Origin of the sequence: Campylobacter aviculae, from assembly GCF_005406215.1 — a bacterium.
In the GTDB taxonomy this organism is placed as follows: Bacteria; Campylobacterota; Campylobacteria; order Campylobacterales; family Campylobacteraceae; genus Campylobacter_D; species Campylobacter_D aviculae.
On record NZ_NXMA01000011.1, the window covers coordinates 23474 to 41443 of the forward strand.

The following is a 17970-nucleotide window of genomic DNA, read 5'->3' on the forward strand; positions in this document are numbered from 1 at the left end:
TCTTACTCCGCTTGTTTTTTGTGATGCTCTTTGGCAAAAATTTTATTGATTATCCATTGTTGTACTAAAGAGCAAAGATTATTTACAAACCAATAAAGCGTAAGTCCAGCTGGAAAAGTAATAAAGAAAAACGTAAATATAACTGGTAAAAATTTCATAATTTTTGCTTGCATAGGGTCTTGTATGGCCATTGGCGTAATAAGTTGTTGTATAAACATAGTTGCACCCATTAAAATCGGAAGAACAAAGTAAGGATCCATAATCGATAAATCGTGTATCCAAAATATCCAATGTGCGGCTTTTAACTCAATTGCATTTAATAATACGCGATAAATCGCAAAGAAAATTGGAATTTGTAAAAGTATAGGCAAACATCCACTCATAGGATTTGCACCGTGTTTTTTATAAAGCTCCATCATGTGTATATTCATCTTTTGCGGATCGCCCTTATAGCGTTCTCTTAACTCTTTCATTTTTGGAGCTAGATCTTTCAATTTATTCATAGAAATCATAGACTTGTAGGTTAGCGGAAATAAAATTATACGAATAATAAGCACCATTATTACTATAGACCAACCCCAATTTCCTATATGATTGTGTAAAAAATCTAAAAATACAAACATAGGTTTTGCGATAAAAGTAAACCAACCATATTCTACCACAGCCTCAAGACGCGGATCTATACTTTTTAAAATCACATGCTCTTTAGAGCCTATATACCCACCTGCGTCAAACTCATTATCACTATATGCAAAAACCAAAGGATTTTCCTGTGCATCTTTACTGACAGTTATGTTTAATGGCTTGTTAAAATTATAAAAAAATGTTGCATAATATCTATCGAAAGCGGAAGTCATCCAAGCATTTTGAACATTTTCTTCTTTGTCCATTTTCCCATCTTCGAAAGTATGAATGGTCTCTTTATCATCCATAACCAACGCTCCATGTACAGTATAACTATCTACTGCTATATTTGGACGATAACCGGGACTGATAAAATAATGTGCATTTCTACTAAGCCTAACTTGTATTTTATAGTTTCCTTTAGGATAGAAGGTGATGTTTTTTTCAATGGTTAAATTTGAAAGCTTTTGTGTAAGTTTTAAAGTTTTGCTGTTATTTTCATCAATAAAAATTTCACTAAAATCTACATGATATGGCACACTAAAAGCTTCATTATTAATATTATTGTCACTAAAACGAATTTCTAAAGGATAAGGCAAATTTTCTTTAGAAATTAAATCAATCGATTCACCTTTCTCATTTTGATATTTTTTATCTTTAAGATAAAAATTTGCAATCCTACCCAAAGAATCGATCTTTGCTTCAAAATGATTACTCTTAATATCAGCTATGATTTTACCTTGTAATGCTGATCCTTTAGAAGTTTCAGCCAAGGCAGTTTGAATATTATTTTGAATAGTTAGATTTTGAGAATCGCTTTTATGGGTAATATTTTGTTCTAATTTGATTTGATGCTTTGGTATAAAAAAATAATCATACACAATAAAAAATAAAAAAGAAAGCACCACAGCTAAAAGTATACGCTTTTGTTGAAAAATATTATTTGAATTATTCACTTACTTATCCTTGATTAATATATTTTATAAAATAAAAAGTCTGATTTTTATAAGGTATATAAAAATAGTAAAGTTTTTTGCGCGCTAAAAAATTAGGCTTAAAACACAAACTGCAAGGGATTATTTTTTTTGAAATCTTTGGATAATCAAATCCGCCTTTTAAAAAAGGATTGCATCTAAAAATCCTAAAAAGAGTTAAAAAAAATGCGACAAAAAAATTATTCTTTTGAAATTGCCAGCAAGCATATTCTGAACAAGAGGGATAAAATCTACACACAGAAGGTTTAAAAGGACTTAAAAATCTTTGATATATATCAAGTAATTTTAAACATACTATTTTAAACATTCTAATTTCTTTAATCCCCATTTTAAACTTCTTTCCAATTTAGAAAAAGAAATCTGAACAATCTCATTTTTTGCAACAAAAATATATTTTCCATTATAAATATTTGCTTCAAATTTAGAAAATAAAGCTCTTAAAATACGCTTGGATCGATTTCTAATTACTGCCTTTCCAACTTTTCTACTAGCAACAACCGCCATTTTATGTTCATTACATTTGAGATAAAAAATAATAACTCCGTCACAATACCATTTTTTGCCAAACCTATATATGGCTGAGAATTCTTCATTTTTATTAATCTTATTAAAAATTCTCACACGGCGAGTCTTTTTCTGCCTTTAGCACGTCTTGCATTAATTACCTTACGTCCATTTTTACTCTTCATACGAATACGAAATCCGTGAGTACGTTTTCTTGGAGTACCATGTGGTTGATAAGTTCTTTTCATTTTAAATTTTCCTTAAAAATTTTATTTTGTTTAAAGAATAAAAGCGAATTGTATCTCAATCTTACTTATAAATTGCTTTTATGTTTAAAGTAGTCAAGATCAATAAAATTAAATTATTTGATATATTAACAAGATTTTACTATACTTTAGAAAAACTATGAATATTAAAATGCAAATTTAACCAATGATAAGAAGTTTACATTATTTAAGAGCCATGGGCTATAATTTTATAGATGAAACAAACAAAATTAAAATAAAAATACAAAATTTTCAAGATTTAAAAACAAATATACAAAAGTGTAATTTGTGCCACTTTTCAAAATCACGCCGCTTTATCCTTATGGAATCGGAAATAAAAAATGCTAAGTTAATGATTGTAGATACTTTGGAACAAAATATTGAAAATGAAAATAATGATATTTTAGAATCTAAAAAAGGAAAAATATTACAAAATTATATAAATGATATTTTAGGACTTAAAAAGGATCAATTTTATTTCTCTCATCTTTTTAAATGTTATCCTAATGGAAAATTTGATGATTTTTCGCTACAATCTTGTTTGCCATTTTTTTGGAATGAAGTAGAATTGCTCCAACCTAAATTTATTCTTTGTTTGGGAGAATATACTTTTAATGGCTTGGGTTTTTCAAATTTTAATGTGCTTAGAGGAGAAATTTTCACCCATGAGAAATTTTTCTTTATGGCAAGCTTTGAGCTTGAATTTATAGAAAAAAATCCAAGTTATGAAAAATTTTTTATACAAGATTTACAAAAAATTAAAGGATTTTTATGAAAAAAATACTCTTGAGTTTAAGTTTATGTTTTTGCCTTCTTTTGGCCAAAGAGCAACAATTAGTAGACATACCGCCTTCTAAAGATTTTTATCCCAACCTTAATACACAAGAATGCGGTATCAATTGTCTTTTTGAGCTTTTAGAATCAAGACTTTACATCAGCTTTTTGAGCGAATTTACAGACCAAAGCGATGAATTTCTATCTAATGTTTATACAAAACTTTTAAATTCAATTACAGATTTTGATCAAGCTGTGCAAAAAATTACTGCGGTAAAAATGGCCATTATTATTCCAGAAAAAACTATTAAAAGCTATTCCAATACTATTGTAAATTCTAGTATTGCTTATCTTTTAAGACAAAGAGCGGATATTAAAGTCAAAGTATTTTTAATCGGAACAGAAGATGAAAATAAAATACGTCAAACTCTAGATCAAATTGAAAATCAAGGTTATCAATATATTATTGCAGCTCTTACATTAAAAGGTGTCTCGGCTCTTAAAGATTATTCTAAAAATATGAAAATATTTATTCCAACTCTTCATAAAAATTTTGCTTCTAATTTCAACCAAAACATAATTTTTGGAAGTATAGATTACGATGCACAAATTGTAGAGCTTTTAAAACAATCCAATTCTAATTTAGCAATTTTTAGCGACAACTCTTCTCTATCTAATAATTTAAATTCACTCATACTTTACCACAATAATCAAAATGCAAAAATTTACAAAATTAATGGAGAAAAACTTGATTTTTATAAACTTTTTAGATCTCAAGGAAGCCTTAACAACTCTTCAATATTTTTCAATACACCTTTGATTAAAACGGCACTTACAAGCTCTCAATTGCGTGTTTATAATATACGTCCTTATGTTCTACTTTCCACTCAAATTAATTACAATCCTGCCTTTTTAAATCTTACTCAAGAGGCAGATCGAAGAAAATTTATAATTGCAAATTCTATAAATAATCATGACGATAGTCTATCTTATTTAAATGAAATTTTTAATCAAAATATAGATTATAATTGGGTAGCTTATGCGACAAGTATTGGAACTGATTATTTTTATACAAATTTTTTAAATCAAAATAGCCAAAGCATATTTGATGAAAAAATTGAAAACTCGCAGGTTTTATATAAAGTTCGACTAATGCAAGGAGTAAAAGCTAATTTTGAAGAATTAAAATAATTCTTCAAAAAGTTTTTTAATTTCTAGATCCATTTTAACAGGTTTTCCCTCTCTAACATAAGCGAGAGTTCCGTTCATTCTAAAAATCTTATGTTCATCTTTATAAATTTCTTGTAAAATTTCTATAGATGCAGTCTTAATTTCCATAATTTTAGTTTTAACCTCTACTATGTCTCCAAGTTTAGCAGGTTTAATAAATTTGCAATTTACACTAGTTAAAAAAAAATGCCCAGTGGAAGCATCAAATATCTGAGCATTTTTAGAAAATAGAACTTCGCTTCTAGCCCTTTCGCAAAATTTTAAATAATTACTATGATAAACAACTCCACCTGCATCTGTATCTTCGTAATAAATTCTTATCTTCATTGAAAATCCTTAAAAAACCTATAATTTTAAAATTATATCATTAAATATTTTTTTAAAAGAATAAATGTTAAAATTTCCATTACGCTTTAGGACAAAATTTATGCAAAAAAATATTTTAGAAAATCAATTATTAAAACACCCTTTATACTCCAAAATTCAAAAATTAAAAGAATTAAAATGCACAAATGAACTCTATTTAAAAGATTGTGTGATTTTAAACACAAATAATACTCAAATGGATGAAATTTTAGAGCTTGCAAAAGAATTAAAACCATGGAGAAAAGGTCCTTTCCAAATAAATGATCTTTTTATTGATACAGAGTGGCAAAGTTTTATTAAATTTAATATTTTAAAGCCTTTTATGAGTGAAATTTCGGGAAAAACCGTAGCAGATATTGGGTGCAATAATGGTTATTATATGTTTAAAATGCTTGAATTTAATCCAGCATTATTAATAGGTTTTGATCCCTCTATAAAATATCGATTGCAATTTGAACTCATTAATGCCTTAGCTAAAACTTCAATAAAATATGAACTTTTAGGTGTTGAAGATCTTCCAAACTACCCGCTTAAATTTGATGTGATTTTTTGCCTTGGAGTAATTTATCATAGAAGCAATCCGGTTAAGATGTTAAAAGAATTAAAATCAGGACTCAATAAAAATGGAGTAGTTTTTTTAGATACTATGTATATAGAAGATGAAAGAGAAATTGCACTTGTTCCAAATAAAACTTATTCAAAAATTCCAAATATTTATTTTATTCCGAGTATAGGTGCTTTAAAAAATTGGTGCGAAAGAGCAGGTTTTAAAGATTTTCAAATTTTAAGCACTAAAAAAACCGATGAAAATGAGCAAAGAAAAACAGAATGGATTGATTCTTATTCTTTAAATGATTTTTTGGATCCAAATGATAAAAACCTTACCATAGAAGGCTATGAAGCTCCAAAAAGAGTTTATGTAAAAATAAAGATATAAATTATTTTTGCTTTTTGTCGATTTTGTCGTAAAAATATTTTGAAATATAGATTGAACTATCTAAATCAAAGGTTTAAAATGGCAAAAAAAGATAATTTTGAAGAGTATGCACAACTTGAAGAATATATCTCTCAAGAAGAAATATCACGCATAAAATCCGAACTTTTAACTTGTTCAGAGATTAATACTTCACTAACTGGAACCATTGTTGAACTTGATAAAAATTTTGCAAAGTCTATTTTAGTCACCACAAATGACATGGTAGTGGATGATCACGGATTGATTTTTGATGCTTTTATTTTTGCTGCTGCAAATTATGTTGCACAAGCTGCAATTAACAAAGAATTCTCTGTTGTTATAGGTTCAAAATGTTTTTTTTACGCTCCTTTAAAAATAGGCGATGTGCTAGAACTAGAAGCTCGTGCTTTGTTTGATGAAACTTCAAAAAAAAGAGATGTTAAAGTAGTTGGATACACCAAAGAAATTAAAATGTTTGAAGCCACTATACAAATTGTTACCACTGAAGAACATATATTTAAATTAAAACGCCCACCACTTACAGCAGCTAAACCTGCTGAAGATCCAAATGCTTCTGCAGCAGCAACCATGGCTAATCCAGAAGCAATGGCGTCAGCACTTATTGCATCAATGGGTAAGTAATTAAGGAGTCATTTTAATATCTATCCAATTGCTAGGGCAGTCTTTATGATACATTCCGCTAGCATCATAATACTCCTTACAATCATCATAAAAACGGTTTGAAACACCTCTTTCGTTAATAAAACATCCAGAAAATCCTAAAAGTAAAGCTACAATCAATATATATTTTTTCATAATTCACTCTCAAAATCTGTTTTGTTTACGCCATTTATAAGGCTCTATTGGATTGTCATCTTTCCAAAGTCCTAATTTATGCTCTTGTGCCTTTTTTTGTTCTTTGGTATATATATTTGTATAATAAGTATCAGCCCATGCATAACCCTTGCTGACCATTAATTCATTGATATCTACATCTTTAAACTTAACAATAGCAATAATTCTACCATAAATATCTTTATTTTTGTAAAAAATTTCTACTTCTTTATTTTGCAAAATTCGTTTTAAAACATTTTTGGCTTCTTTTCCAAAATTTTGCTTAAGTTCTGGGGCATCTATACCAAAAAATCTAACCTTGCTTATTTTATTAGAATTTAAAATTTCTATAGTGTCTCCATCAATTACCTTTACAACCTTAGCTTTAAAACTTGGAGTTTTTGCTATATAATTTTGGACAAAAATCACTACAAGGAAAAAAACTAAAATAGCTAAAAGTTTTTTTGGATCACTTAAAACACTTCTTAAATTTAAGATTTTATTATAATTTATTTTCATTTTATCCTTATTTTTTGAAAAAATATGCCATAATTTTAACAAAGAAAAGGAGATAAAATGCAAAAAGTTGTGGATAATTTTAAGGATTTGTGCAAAATTCCCCATTGTAGCTATGAAACAGAACAAATGAAAGAATTTTTAATCAACTATTCTAAGGATAAAAATTTTATAGTTAATGTAGATAAAGCTGGAAATATTCATGCCATTAAGGGTCATCCTAAACTTTGCCTACAAAGCCACTATGATATGGTATGTATGGGAGATGCACCTAAAGTTGATGTTTATGAAGAAAATGGATATCTAAAAGCTAAAAATTCAAGCTTGGGTGCAGATAATGGCATAGGTATAGCGATTATGATGAGTGCAATGAATCATTTCAAAAATCTAGAATGCCTTTTTACTAATGATGAGGAAGTTGGCTTAATGGGAGTTAATTCTTTAGAACATAAAATACAATCAAATATGCTTTTAAATCTAGATCATGAAAGCGATAATGAAATCATGATAGGTTGCGCCGGTGGTGTCGATATAGAAGCAACTTTGTCTTATAAAAATATAAAAAGCAAGGGTAAAATTTATGAATTACAAGCACAAAATTTTAAAGGTGGTCACTCAGGGATTAATATCATAAACAATGAAAAAAGCTCCATTAAAGAAATGGCAAAATTTATAAGACAAAATCACGGAAAAATCATATTTTTTGAAGGTGGAGAAAGAGTAAATTCTATACCAAAACATGCCAAAGCTTTAGTATGTTTTGAAAACGAAATTCAAAGTAATGAATGGATAAAATGCGAATTTAAAGGTGAAAAAGAATTTGAATTTTGCGATCAAAGCGATAAACTTTTAGATACTATCAATAGCTTTTCTCATGGAGTTAGAGCTTACGATGAAAATCTAGGTATAGTTCAAACCAGTATTAACCTTGCAACTTTAAAAATGAAAAACAATAGAATAGAATTTACACTTTTTGCAAGATCAAATATATTAGAGGGATTAAAACAAATTGAATTTGAAACTTTAGAATTTTTTAGAGCATTTGGTTATCAAAGCAAAAGTTTCAATTTTTACCCACCTTGGGAAGGCAAACCAAATGCACTCAGTGATTTAGTTTTTAAAGCTTTAAAAAAAGTATCTCCAGAAGCTAAAATTTCAGCTATTCACGCAGGGCTTGAATGTGGCATCATAGAGAAAAAACAAAAATTACTATGTGCTTCCATAGGTCCAAATATTTACAATCCTCATTCTACAGATGAACGTTGTGAAATAGCCTCTGTGGAAAAAATTTCTAAAGTTGTTTTTGAAGTTTTAGAAAATCTCAATTAATCTTTAAAGCTCCTTGTGAAAAAATTTCTTTAATAAAAAAACACAGAACAAGGAGCACAAGCTTACAAATGAAAAGTAAAATCCTAAATATTTTTCATACAAAAAGTCAATTACAAAAGGTGTGCAAAACGCTAGCATAGCATATGAAATATTATAAGCAAAACCCAAGCCACTAAATTTAAGCTCACTTTTAAAAATTTGAGTCATAAAAATTGGAGCAAAAGTAATAATACCTTGAGAAAAACAAACTATTAAAAAATACCATAAAAGCTGCTGATTATAAAAACTAAAAAAGATTCCAGAAACCATAAATATAAGACTAAACAAAGTGCAAATTTTATAACTTCCCCATTTGCTAGCCAAAACGCCTTGTATAAAAGATCCAAAAACTACAGCTAAAATGCCGAAATTTTGTATCCATAAAGCCTCCTTAGCACCTATATTTAAAAGCTCTTTAAAATGCATAGGCAAAATCATCAAAGTCGCCACTCCACTTGTTAAAACTATAGTCATTAAAAAACAAATAAACATGCTCATTTTATGTGTTTTAAAAGCCTCTTTCAAAGGAAATTTTAAAAGTTTTTTCTGTGATTGCAATCTTAAAAATTCTGGAGTTTCATTTAATTTTTTTCTTAAAAATAAAACAAAAATTCCAAATATCCCACTTAAAACAAAAGGAAATCTCCATGCGTATTGCTCTATTTCAGCTGCAGAAAAATACGCACCTAAAATCAAAATTGTAAAACTTGCAAACAATAAACCTGAAGTTAAGGTAGCAGAAGCAAAACCAAGCACAAATGGAATTTGACGCCCTTTTGCAAATTCGCTAATATACACCCAAGATCCACTTACTTCAGCTCCTATAGCCAGACCTTGAAAAATACGAATCAAAAATAAAGAAAAAGTAGAATACAACCCTATTTTTTCATAAGTCGGCAAAAAAGCTAAAATAAAATTGGGCACAACCATAAGAAATATAGACAAATAAAAAATATTTTTTCGTCCATATTTATCTCCAAAATGTGCCATGACTATAGCACCAAATGGACGTGCTAAGTATGCCGCTCCAAAGGCCACATAAGAGTTTATTTGAGTCCAAAAAAAATCATTTTGTGGAAAAAAAATTTTAGAAAAAATATCTAAAAAAAATACAAAAAGAACAAAATCATAAAATTCTAATATACCGCCTACAGACGCATAAATAATATTTTTATATTTTTTTTGCATATTTTTTATATTTTTATACAATAAAGGTAAAACCTTTATTGTATTTTACCGCCTTCAATAACTACATCATCGGCTCGAACATCATCACCAAAATGCTGTTTTAATGTTTCATCATAAGCTTTATGAAAAAAATGCTCTTCGCCTAATTTGATAATTAAGTTATCAATAAATTCTTTAAGTTCCTTGTCTCCTTTTTTAACCGCAGGAGCTATAACATCTTTATTTCCTAACTCTTTGATTGCCATTTTAAATTGAAGATGATCCTTTACCCAAGCAAAAAGTAAAGTATTATCATGACTTAAAGCATCTCCTCTTTTATCCATTAAAGCTGCAAAAGTTTCGGTATTTTGATCATATTTTAAAGTTTTTATATCAGGATAGTTTTTTGTAAAATACGCATCCGCGGTTGTTCCTTTATTTATAAGTAAAGTTTTATCCTTTAAATCCTCTATGTTATCGATAGTACTATCTTTTGGCGTAACAACCCCTAAGGCAACTTTCATATAAGGCAAACAAAAATCCACCTGCTCTGCTCTTTCTGGAGTTTGAGTAAAATTAGCCAAAATAATATCAACTTTATTCGATTTTAAAAATTCTACTCTATTGGCTGCTTCGACAAGCACAAATTGAACTTTATTTTCATCTCCTAAAAGTTCTTTTGCAATACGCTTGGCCAAATAAACATCATAGCCTTGATTTTTACCTTTTTCATCTACATAACCAAAAGGTGGTTTATCACCAAAAACCCCTATTCTTACAACTCCATTTTGCTTAATTTTTTCAAGAGAATTTGCATGATCCAAATTTCCTCCGCAAGCGTTTAAAAATATAGCTACTATGGCTATAAAAATGCCTAAAAATACGTTCTTCATTTTATCCTTTCTAATCATTTTGAAAATTCGAGAAAGGTATTATACTTTAATTTTGTATTGCTTAAATAAATATCACTTTTATTTTTTAAAATTAAATATAAATTGATATAATTTGGTTTTAAAAAAGTTTAAGGAATGTATATGAAAAAATATATTGTATTGTTTTTAAGCGTGATCTTCTTTTTCGCGTGTAATGACAATTCACTTGATAAAAACATTGCAAAAAAGTATAAAAACAATCTAAATTCTCAAATACAAGATACTTTAAAAGATATGCAAGAAGAATTTGAAATAAAAATAGAATTTCACGACTTTCAATGCCAAAGCAATGATAATTTTGTAAAATGCACTAGTCCTAATTTAGAAATTTTTAGCAAAAATAATAAAAAATTGCTTAAGATTAAAAGCATAGAACTTAGTTCCAATGAGGTTTATACAGGAGATAAAAAAGGTCTCATTTCTATTAAGGATTTGCAAGAATTTTTATTTTCTAAAAATAAACAATTGCAATCTAAAATCACTTTTAAAGACTTAAAATTAAGCAATGAAATGATTGATGAAATCAAAAAAATACCTTTAAATAAAAATCCTAAAATTAATAATTATCTTTATGAATTAGCCGCCAACCCTTATACAATATCATTTGAAAATTTAAACTCTGAAAAAGATAACAGCCATTATAATGATATTTTAAATATTAGTATTCAAAACAATAATAAGCTTGATTTTAATCTTAATCTAAACATAGCTTATAAATCCAAATTACTAGACATATTGGATTCTATAGGATTAAAATACAACACAGATTCACTTTCTACCGAAGAAATAAGTGATAATAATACTGATTTAAATTTTGCATTTTCTCAAATACAAGAAAATATTATCATCCAAAATATAAAACTCGCATCTTCTTTGGATACTAAAGGTGTATTTGAAAACTATATTGAAGTAGCTAAATCTATGCTAAATTTATCTAAAGAGCAAAGTCAAAAAGAAGATCAAGTTTTAATTTTTGACAAGACCTTAAAAACATTCGAAAAAATTACACAAAATCCAATTTATAAACTTGATATAGAAATGTTTTTTAAAAATATTTCTCTAGATGCATACTCGCAAGAAAAAGAAAAAGCTATAGAAAAATTAACTATTAATGGCGAAGATTTTACTGAAATTATTCCAATTATCAGCAATGCTATTCTAAATAATCTTCTTTATGACTTTTACTAAACTGCTATATAGAAGGTGAGATAATGAAAATTCTATTTTCCCCAAGCGAAAATAAAAATGAAAATTGCACACAAAATCCAATCAATGAAAATTCTTTCATCTTTAAAGAGTTATTTACCTTTAGAATGCAAGCTCTAAGTAAGTATGAAGAATATATTCAACATTCTAATTTAGAAGACTTAAAAGAACTTTTTGGCATAAAAAATGAAAATGAGATAAATAAATTCAAACACGATTTAAGAAAAGCTTCTACTCAAAGTGCCATAACACTTTATAATGGTGTAAGTTATGAATATTTGAATTTCAATTCTTTATCTCCTGAAAGTCAAAATTATATTTTAGAAAATACCCTTATATTTTCTAATCTTTTTGGGGTTGTAAAAGCTAACGATACCCTACCCTTTTACAAATTTAAACAAGGTGCAAAACTTGGAAATTTCACTATAGAAAAATTTTATAAAGAGCATTTTAGTGATGCTTTAGATGAGTATTTGCAAAATGAAGAAATTCTTGATTTAAGAGCAGGATTTTACGATAAGTTTTATATTCCAAAAAAGAAATTTTTCGCTTATAAATTTATAAAAAATGGTAAAGTGGTTAGTCATTTTGCAAAAGCTTACAGGGGAATTTTACTTGCTTTGTGTGCAAATATAAAAGCTAAAAACAATCAAGAAATATTAGATAATCTTCCTTCAAACCTTAAACTCAAAGAAATTCAAATCAAAGGTTTAAAAGAAGAAATTACACTTGAAATATTAGATTCTATTTAAGGTATTTCAAAACCAAACTTGCGTAGTAACTTGCTGCCCTAGGCAAAAGCTCATCATTAAATACATAATGAGAGTTATGCAAGTATATATCGTTTTCATTTTCTAAAAAAGCATAAGCACATTTTCTCATTTCGCAAAAAAATCCAAAATCTTCACTTCCCATTAAAGGTTTATGGTTAAATTCGCAATTTTTTTCACCAAAAAGCTCTTTAGCTACCTCTGATGCAAATTCCACTGCTTCATCGTTATTGATAGTTATAGGGGCTATAACTTCTTTTGAAATTTTAATTTCTACATCATTTGCATCCGCTATTCCTTGGCAAATTTTACGAAGTTTTTCTTCGGTTAATTTTCTAGTTTCACTATCAAGTGCTCTAATGCTAACTTTTAAAATGGCATTATCTGGGATAATATTAAAAGCATATCCTGAGTTAAAGGCACCAATGCTTACAACAGCAGAATTTTGCGGATCAACATTTCTAGAAACTATACTTTGTAAGGCAATCACAAGCAATGAAGCCGCATATATCGGATCTTTAGTTTTTTCTGGAGCACTACCATGTCCTCCTTTACCAATGATTTCTAGGGTATAACTATCAGAAGAAGCCATCATGGCACCTTTTTTCAGATAGAATTTCTTCGACGATCCAAAAGGCATATTATGCCATCCAAAGATAAAATCACTATCAAATTTTTCAAACAATCCGTCTTTTATCATTTCATTTGCACCGCCTAAACCCTCTTCAGCAGGTTGAAAATAAAGATTTAAAGTCCCATTAAATTCTTGATTTACTAAATATTTTGCAGCAAGTAACAATGAACTCGTATGTCCATCATGGCCGCAAGCATGCATTATATTTTCTTTTTTACTTTTATAATCTAAATTTGTACATTCTTGCATAGGCAAAGCATCCATATCTGCACGAAGCCCGATTTTTTTAAAACTATTTCCTTTTTTAAGAACTCCAACAACGCCAGTTTTGCCGATACCTTCATAAACTTCATAACCAAATTCTTTTAGCTTTTTAGCTACTAGATTTGCGGTTTGAATTTCATCAAATCCCAATTCTGGATTTTGATGAATTTGATGACGAATTTTAATAAATTCATCCTTTAGAGCTACAATTTCTGGTATGAGTTTCATTTTACTTTCCCCTTTCTATAAAATGATCTTTTTTAGGTAAAATAAATTGCGAAGCAATAGCTGAGACAAAAATCAAAACAAATGTATAAACAAAACCTAAAGTAAAACTATGTGTTTTATCTACACTAAATGATACAAGCTCAAGATTTAAAGCTAAAAGTGTAAAAGTGATACTCCAAAAAGTACTCATAATATATGCACTACGTTGAGGGCTTGCATTTTTTAATTCTGAAGGAAGATTAAAGAAAAAAGGCCACCATAAAGAAAAAAACAAGCCTGACAAAACAGCAAAAATTTGTATTATAATTAATTTTTCTAAAAAAAGCATACAAATTCCACTTATAAGCATACATAAACTTCCTATTAAAAGCATTATTTTAAAAGAATAACCCTTTCTTTTAAAATAAAGTCCTATAAAAGGTCCAAAGATAATAGCAAAATTAGCTAAAGCCGGAATTTCTTTTTTAGCAATATCGGCAAGTTCTTTAGTAAAACCAGCATATTCTGCATAAAATGTAGGCAAAAAAGTAAAAATAGAATTTAAAAATAAAATAGGACCCATATAAAAAACAATCATGCCCCAAGTTAAGCGGGATTTTAAAGCAGATAAAAATTCTTTTTTATCACTAGTCTTTTCTTGTTTTATATCTTTGTTTTCATCCTTTCCTATAAAAATCCAAAGAATGATCAAAACTAAATTAATCCACGCATAAAAAGATAAAGAATAACGCCAATTTCCAAAATAGTTTGAAATGCTTTCAGCAAAAAGAAGTGCAATGATATAACCTACTATATTTGAGTTAGTATTAAAACTGATCATAAAATGCAAACTTTTCTTTTCAAACCATTGTTGAGTAATGGGCACTAAACACACCAAAGCACAGGCTGAACCAAGTCCCATTAAAAAACGTATGATTAAAATTCCAAGATAACTTTCCACAAAAGTTAAAAACACACCTGAGCTAATCAAAAGACAACCTAAAAAATATCCTTTTTTAAGTCCAAATTTATAAACTAAAAAAGCTGTAAAAGAAGCACCAAAAATTTTTGCAATAATAATAATGCTTGTAATTAAAGTTGCTTGTTGATTATCTAAACCTAAATCCGACTTTATAAGCGGCATTAAAGATCCTGTAGAAGCCCAAGATGCACTACAAACAGCATACACGCTAAATATAATAAAAGCAACTCCTATACGTTGCAAATTAAACAAAAATAAATTTTGCACAAACACTCCTTACAATTTTGATGCAATTTTGATAATGCTTTTAGCCACTTCAAAACTTTGATAAAAAGATTTTAAAGGTAAAAATTCAAACGCGGAATGAAAATTATGTGCTCCTGTAAAAAAATTTGGTGCAAACAAACCTTTTAAAGCTAAAGCACTTCCGTCAGTTCCCCCTCGCATAGGAAAAGATTTTGCTTTAATATCGCATTCACAAAAAGCTTGTTTTAAAATTTCTAAACCCATTTTATTGCTATCATTCATACTATCTTTTAAATTAGAATAAACATCTTCTATTTTCAAAGAAATATTTGCTCTCTCGTAACGCTTTTGCATAAATTCCACTACTTCTTTGATATAAGCTTTTTTCTTTTCATATTTTTCTTTATTGTGATCTCTTATATTTAAAAGTAAATTAGCACTGATTTGATTAGAGTGAAATTCTTGCACCCAAATATAACCTTCATCATTTTCTGTATTTTCTGGAGTTTGCAACCTATCAAAACAATTAGCTATATCTACTCCTATTAAAGTTGGATTTAAGAGCACTCCTTTAGCACTCATAGGATGAGCACTCACCCCTTGTATTTCTATAAAAGCCGAACCTGCATTAAAAGTTTCAAAGACTAATTCTCCAAGCTCGCAACAATCAATCGTAAAAGCAAAATCCGGATTAAAATACTTTAAATCAAGCATTTTTGATCCTCTAAGTCCTATTTCTTCATCAGGAACAAAACTTACATAAATATCCCCATATTCACATTTTTCATTCACCAAATAATGAAGTAAAGTCATAATCGTTGCAATAGCTGCTTTATTATCAGCCCCTAAAACACTTGTTCCATCTGAAAAGATAATCTCTTCATTTATATATTTTAAAAGCTCGGGATGATCTTTAGGATCGCACATGATATTTTTTTCTTTATTTAAACATAAAGCCTCACCCGTAAATTTTAAAATTTGAGGTTTTATAACATCACTAAGACCCACATCCACTGTATCCAAATGAGCACAAAAACCTATACTTTTTTTATTTGAATTTCCTTTAAGTCTTGCAGTTAATATAGCATTATCTTGCAACAAAATATCGCTTAATCCTAAAATTTCAAGTTCTTTTTTCAGCAAAAGAGCCAAATCGTATTGCCCTTTAGAACTTGGCAAAGTTTGTACCTTAGCATTGCTTTGAGAAGGTATAGCCAAATACCTAAAAAAATTGTCAATCTGTAATTGTTTATAATCCATTTTTATCCTTTCATAATATAATTATAAGAGCTTTCAAAACCCAATGGAATATCAAGCATCCAAAATAAATATAAAGTCAAAGTTAAGGCTATCATTAAAGCTATACTATAGGGTATCATAATAGAACAAAGGGTTCCGACTCCAGTTTTAGAACTATATTTTCTACAATACATAATAATAAGTGGATAAAAAGGAAATAATGGAGTCATAACATTGATTGCACTATCACTCACCCTAAAGGCAGCTTGGGTCAATTCAGGAGAAATTCCTAAAAGCATTAGCATAGGCACAAAAATAGGAGCCAAAACCGCCCATTTTGAAGTAGCAGATGTTACAAACAAATTTAAAAATCCAGTAAAAACAATCACTCCAAAAATGGTAATACCGCTTGGTAAAGCTAAAGACTTTAACAATTCTGCTCCGCTAACAGCAAGAAGTTTAGATAAATTGGACGCATTAAATACATATAAAAATTGACCACAAATGAAGCAAAATACCATAAAACCTATCAAGGGTTTTAAAGCGTCACTCATTGCCTCCATTACTTGATTTAAATTCTGAAATTTTTTTGATATTTTGCCAAAAATAAATCCAGGAATAGCGAAAAATAAAAATAAAAATGCAACAAGCCCTTTCATCAAAACAGCATCTTTTTCACTCAAGCTACCATGCGATCCCCTTAATAACGACTCATCAGGATATGCTAAAATAATTAAAATGATCAACATTGCAACTAAAGTAACCATTGCATATACAAACCCTCTATTTTCATCCGGTGTAATACAATTAGAAAAATCTTCATGATTTTGATCTATAGGTAAATTTTTTTTCAAGTAAGGCTCTGCAATCTTTTCACACACAAACCAACAAAATAAAATAACACTTATCGTTCCAGCCAATGAAACAAAATAATTACAAAGGACATTAATATTAATACTAGAATCTATAATATGTGCAGCTTTTTCTGTAAAACCTTGCATAATAGGATCGATAACCGATGGAGTAAAACTTGCTGAAAATCCTCCAGCTAATCCGGCAAAAGCTGTAGCTATACCCGCAACAGGATGTTTTCCAGCAGACATAAAAAGCATGGCCACTATAGGCATTAAAAACACGTAAGCACCATCTCCTATAATATGACTTGCAACCGAAATAACCAAAACAATAGGCACAACAACTTTTTCCGGAATAATTAAAGAAAGTTTAATCAAAGCAACTCTTAAAAATCCACTTTTTTCAGCTACCCCTATCCCCAAAGCAACCACTAAGGTAATTGCTAAAGGGGGAAAATTGATAAAATTTAAAACCATTTTGCTAAGTAATTCTAAAAAATTACCTAAAGATAAAAAATTTTTAATTACTATTTGTTCTCTACTTCCATCAGATCTTATTAAAAAATAATCAAAGTGAAAAAAGGATAATAAAAAAGATATAAGCAAAACAAGTAAAAAAGCAAAAAAGAAAAGTATAGTTACATCTGGAATTTTATTTCCGATCTTTTCTATGTTTTTTAAAAAAACATTCATTAAAACTCCTTAACTTCTATAAAAATAATTATATAATAGCTATTTTTTAAATTCAAATTAAAAATACATTTTTTTTAAAAAAATCATCTTTTTTTAAGAAAAATGTTATAGTATTACACAAATAAAAGGAGATAAAGATGCAGCATTTATTATTTGTATTTTTAATTATTGTTTTTTTATTTGCCATTTTCATTATTATTATGCGTTATGAAAAAAAAATCGATCTTTTAAACCAAAATATCCAAAATATAAAAGAGGATCTTATAGAGCTTAAAGAAGTTGCTAAGAAAAATCGCTCTTTAATTGAAAAAAATAAATCCAATATAGAAAATATGCTAAAATAA

Annotated in this window: 21 protein-coding genes; 8 read left to right on the forward strand and 13 right to left on the reverse strand. The window is 28.3% G+C overall.

Going from position 1 to position 17970, the window contains the following annotated elements:
* Window positions 1-2: 2 nt before the first annotated feature.
* The 4 genes from yidC to rpmH are packed head-to-tail and all read right to left on the reverse strand — an operon-like array spanning window position 3 to window position 2371.
* Window positions 3-1580, reverse strand: a complete 1578-nt coding sequence (gene yidC / locus CQA76_RS06630) for a membrane protein insertase YidC (RefSeq protein ID WP_137622639.1) — start codon at window positions 1578-1580, stop codon at window positions 3-5.
* A gap of 4 nt (window positions 1581-1584) precedes the next feature.
* A complete protein-coding gene (yidD, locus tag CQA76_RS06635) occupies window positions 1585-1926 on the reverse strand; it encodes a membrane protein insertion efficiency factor YidD (RefSeq protein ID WP_137622640.1) in 342 nt (113 codons plus the stop codon).
* Entirely contained in the window at window positions 1914-2240 is a 327-nt protein-coding gene (rnpA, locus tag CQA76_RS06640; RefSeq protein WP_137622641.1) for a ribonuclease P protein component, read from the reverse strand. The genes yidD and rnpA overlap by 13 nt, the downstream gene beginning before the upstream one ends.
* Window positions 2237-2371, reverse strand: coding sequence for a 50S ribosomal protein L34 (gene rpmH, locus CQA76_RS06645; RefSeq protein ID WP_137622642.1), 135 nt, complete (start codon window positions 2369-2371; stop codon window positions 2237-2239). The genes rnpA and rpmH overlap by 4 nt, the downstream gene beginning before the upstream one ends.
* A 184-nt stretch (window positions 2372-2555) precedes the next feature.
* Between rpmH and CQA76_RS09060 the strand changes: the two genes are divergently transcribed.
* Together CQA76_RS09060 and CQA76_RS06650 are read left to right on the forward strand one after the other, a co-directional pair.
* A complete protein-coding gene (locus CQA76_RS09060; protein WP_170999723.1) occupies window positions 2556-3164 on the forward strand; it encodes a uracil-DNA glycosylase family protein in 609 nt (202 codons plus the stop codon).
* Complete coding sequence (locus CQA76_RS06650; protein WP_170999724.1) at window positions 3161-4354, forward strand: hypothetical protein; 1194 nt, start codon at window positions 3161-3163, stop codon at window positions 4352-4354. Before CQA76_RS09060 ends, CQA76_RS06650 begins: the two co-directional genes overlap by 4 nt.
* Here CQA76_RS06650 and CQA76_RS06655 read toward each other — a convergent pair.
* Complete coding sequence (locus tag CQA76_RS06655) at window positions 4346-4720, reverse strand: YbgC/FadM family acyl-CoA thioesterase (protein WP_137622643.1); 375 nt, start codon at window positions 4718-4720, stop codon at window positions 4346-4348. The genes CQA76_RS06650 and CQA76_RS06655 overlap by 9 nt on opposite strands.
* Before the next feature lie 100 nt (window positions 4721-4820).
* Here CQA76_RS06655 and cmoB point away from each other — a divergent pair, with 100 nt between their 5' ends.
* Window positions 4821-5696, forward strand: a complete 876-nt coding sequence (cmoB, locus tag CQA76_RS06660; RefSeq protein WP_137622644.1) for a tRNA 5-methoxyuridine(34)/uridine 5-oxyacetic acid(34) synthase CmoB — start codon at window positions 4821-4823, stop codon at window positions 5694-5696.
* Window positions 5697-5774: 78 nt separating this feature from the next.
* Window positions 5775-6356 (forward strand): hypothetical protein, encoded by a 582-nt coding sequence (locus CQA76_RS06665; protein ID WP_137622645.1) that lies wholly within the window; start codon window positions 5775-5777, stop codon window positions 6354-6356.
* Here the strand turns inward: CQA76_RS06665 and CQA76_RS06670 are convergent, their stop codons facing one another.
* Window positions 6357-6530 carry a hypothetical protein gene (locus CQA76_RS06670; protein ID WP_137622646.1) on the reverse strand — a complete coding sequence of 58 codons (174 nt, stop codon included), beginning with the start codon at window positions 6528-6530 and terminating at the stop codon, window positions 6357-6359.
* Window positions 6531-6539: 9 nt separating this feature from the next.
* The gene (locus CQA76_RS06675) at window positions 6540-7067 is read right to left on the reverse strand and encodes a thermonuclease family protein (protein WP_137622647.1); all 528 of its coding nucleotides are present in this window, start codon (window positions 7065-7067) and stop codon (window positions 6540-6542) included.
* A gap of 57 nt (window positions 7068-7124) precedes the next feature.
* Here CQA76_RS06675 and CQA76_RS06680 point away from each other — a divergent pair, with 57 nt between their 5' ends.
* Window positions 7125-8393, forward strand: a complete 1269-nt coding sequence (locus tag CQA76_RS06680; RefSeq protein ID WP_137622648.1) for a M20/M25/M40 family metallo-hydrolase — start codon at window positions 7125-7127, stop codon at window positions 8391-8393.
* 3 nt (window positions 8394-8396) lie between these two features.
* Here the strand turns inward: CQA76_RS06680 and CQA76_RS06685 are convergent, their stop codons facing one another.
* Together CQA76_RS06685 and CQA76_RS06690 are read right to left on the reverse strand one after the other, a co-directional pair.
* The gene (locus CQA76_RS06685) at window positions 8397-9620 is read right to left on the reverse strand and encodes an MFS transporter (protein WP_137622674.1); all 1224 of its coding nucleotides are present in this window, start codon (window positions 9618-9620) and stop codon (window positions 8397-8399) included.
* 35 nt (window positions 9621-9655) lie between these two features.
* Window positions 9656-10492, reverse strand: a complete 837-nt coding sequence (locus tag CQA76_RS06690) for a cysteine ABC transporter substrate-binding protein (protein WP_137622649.1) — start codon at window positions 10490-10492, stop codon at window positions 9656-9658.
* Window positions 10493-10633: 141 nt separating this feature from the next.
* On the opposite strand from CQA76_RS06690, the gene CQA76_RS06695 reads away from it, so the two are divergent.
* Both CQA76_RS06695 and CQA76_RS06700 read left to right on the forward strand, forming a co-directional pair.
* Window positions 10634-11719, forward strand: coding sequence for a JlpA family lipoprotein adhesin (locus tag CQA76_RS06695; RefSeq protein ID WP_170999725.1), 1086 nt, complete (start codon window positions 10634-10636; stop codon window positions 11717-11719).
* Window positions 11720-11742: 23 nt separating this feature from the next.
* Entirely contained in the window at window positions 11743-12489 is a 747-nt protein-coding gene (locus CQA76_RS06700; RefSeq protein ID WP_137622651.1) for a YaaA family protein, read from the forward strand.
* On the opposite strand, the gene CQA76_RS06705 is transcribed toward CQA76_RS06700, so the two are convergent.
* Genes CQA76_RS06705 through CQA76_RS06720 form a run of 4 tightly spaced genes read right to left on the reverse strand, consistent with a single transcriptional unit; the run spans window position 12482 to window position 17626 of the window.
* Window positions 12482-13633, reverse strand: a complete 1152-nt coding sequence (locus tag CQA76_RS06705; RefSeq protein WP_137622652.1) for a M20 aminoacylase family protein — start codon at window positions 13631-13633, stop codon at window positions 12482-12484. The two genes, CQA76_RS06700 and CQA76_RS06705, sit on opposite strands and share 8 nt — an antisense overlap.
* Before the next feature lies 1 nt (window position 13634).
* Window positions 13635-14861 (reverse strand): MFS transporter, encoded by a 1227-nt coding sequence (locus CQA76_RS06710; protein WP_137622653.1) that lies wholly within the window; start codon window positions 14859-14861, stop codon window positions 13635-13637.
* A 9-nt stretch (window positions 14862-14870) separates the two neighbouring features.
* Window positions 14871-16100, reverse strand: coding sequence for a peptidase T (pepT, locus tag CQA76_RS06715; RefSeq protein ID WP_137622654.1), 1230 nt, complete (start codon window positions 16098-16100; stop codon window positions 14871-14873).
* A 2-nt stretch (window positions 16101-16102) separates the two neighbouring features.
* Window positions 16103-17626, reverse strand: a complete 1524-nt coding sequence (locus CQA76_RS06720; protein WP_137622655.1) for an AbgT family transporter — start codon at window positions 17624-17626, stop codon at window positions 16103-16105.
* A gap of 137 nt (window positions 17627-17763) precedes the next feature.
* Here CQA76_RS06720 and CQA76_RS06725 point away from each other — a divergent pair, with 137 nt between their 5' ends.
* Window positions 17764-17970 (forward strand): hypothetical protein, encoded by a 207-nt coding sequence (locus tag CQA76_RS06725; protein ID WP_137622656.1) that lies wholly within the window; start codon window positions 17764-17766, stop codon window positions 17968-17970.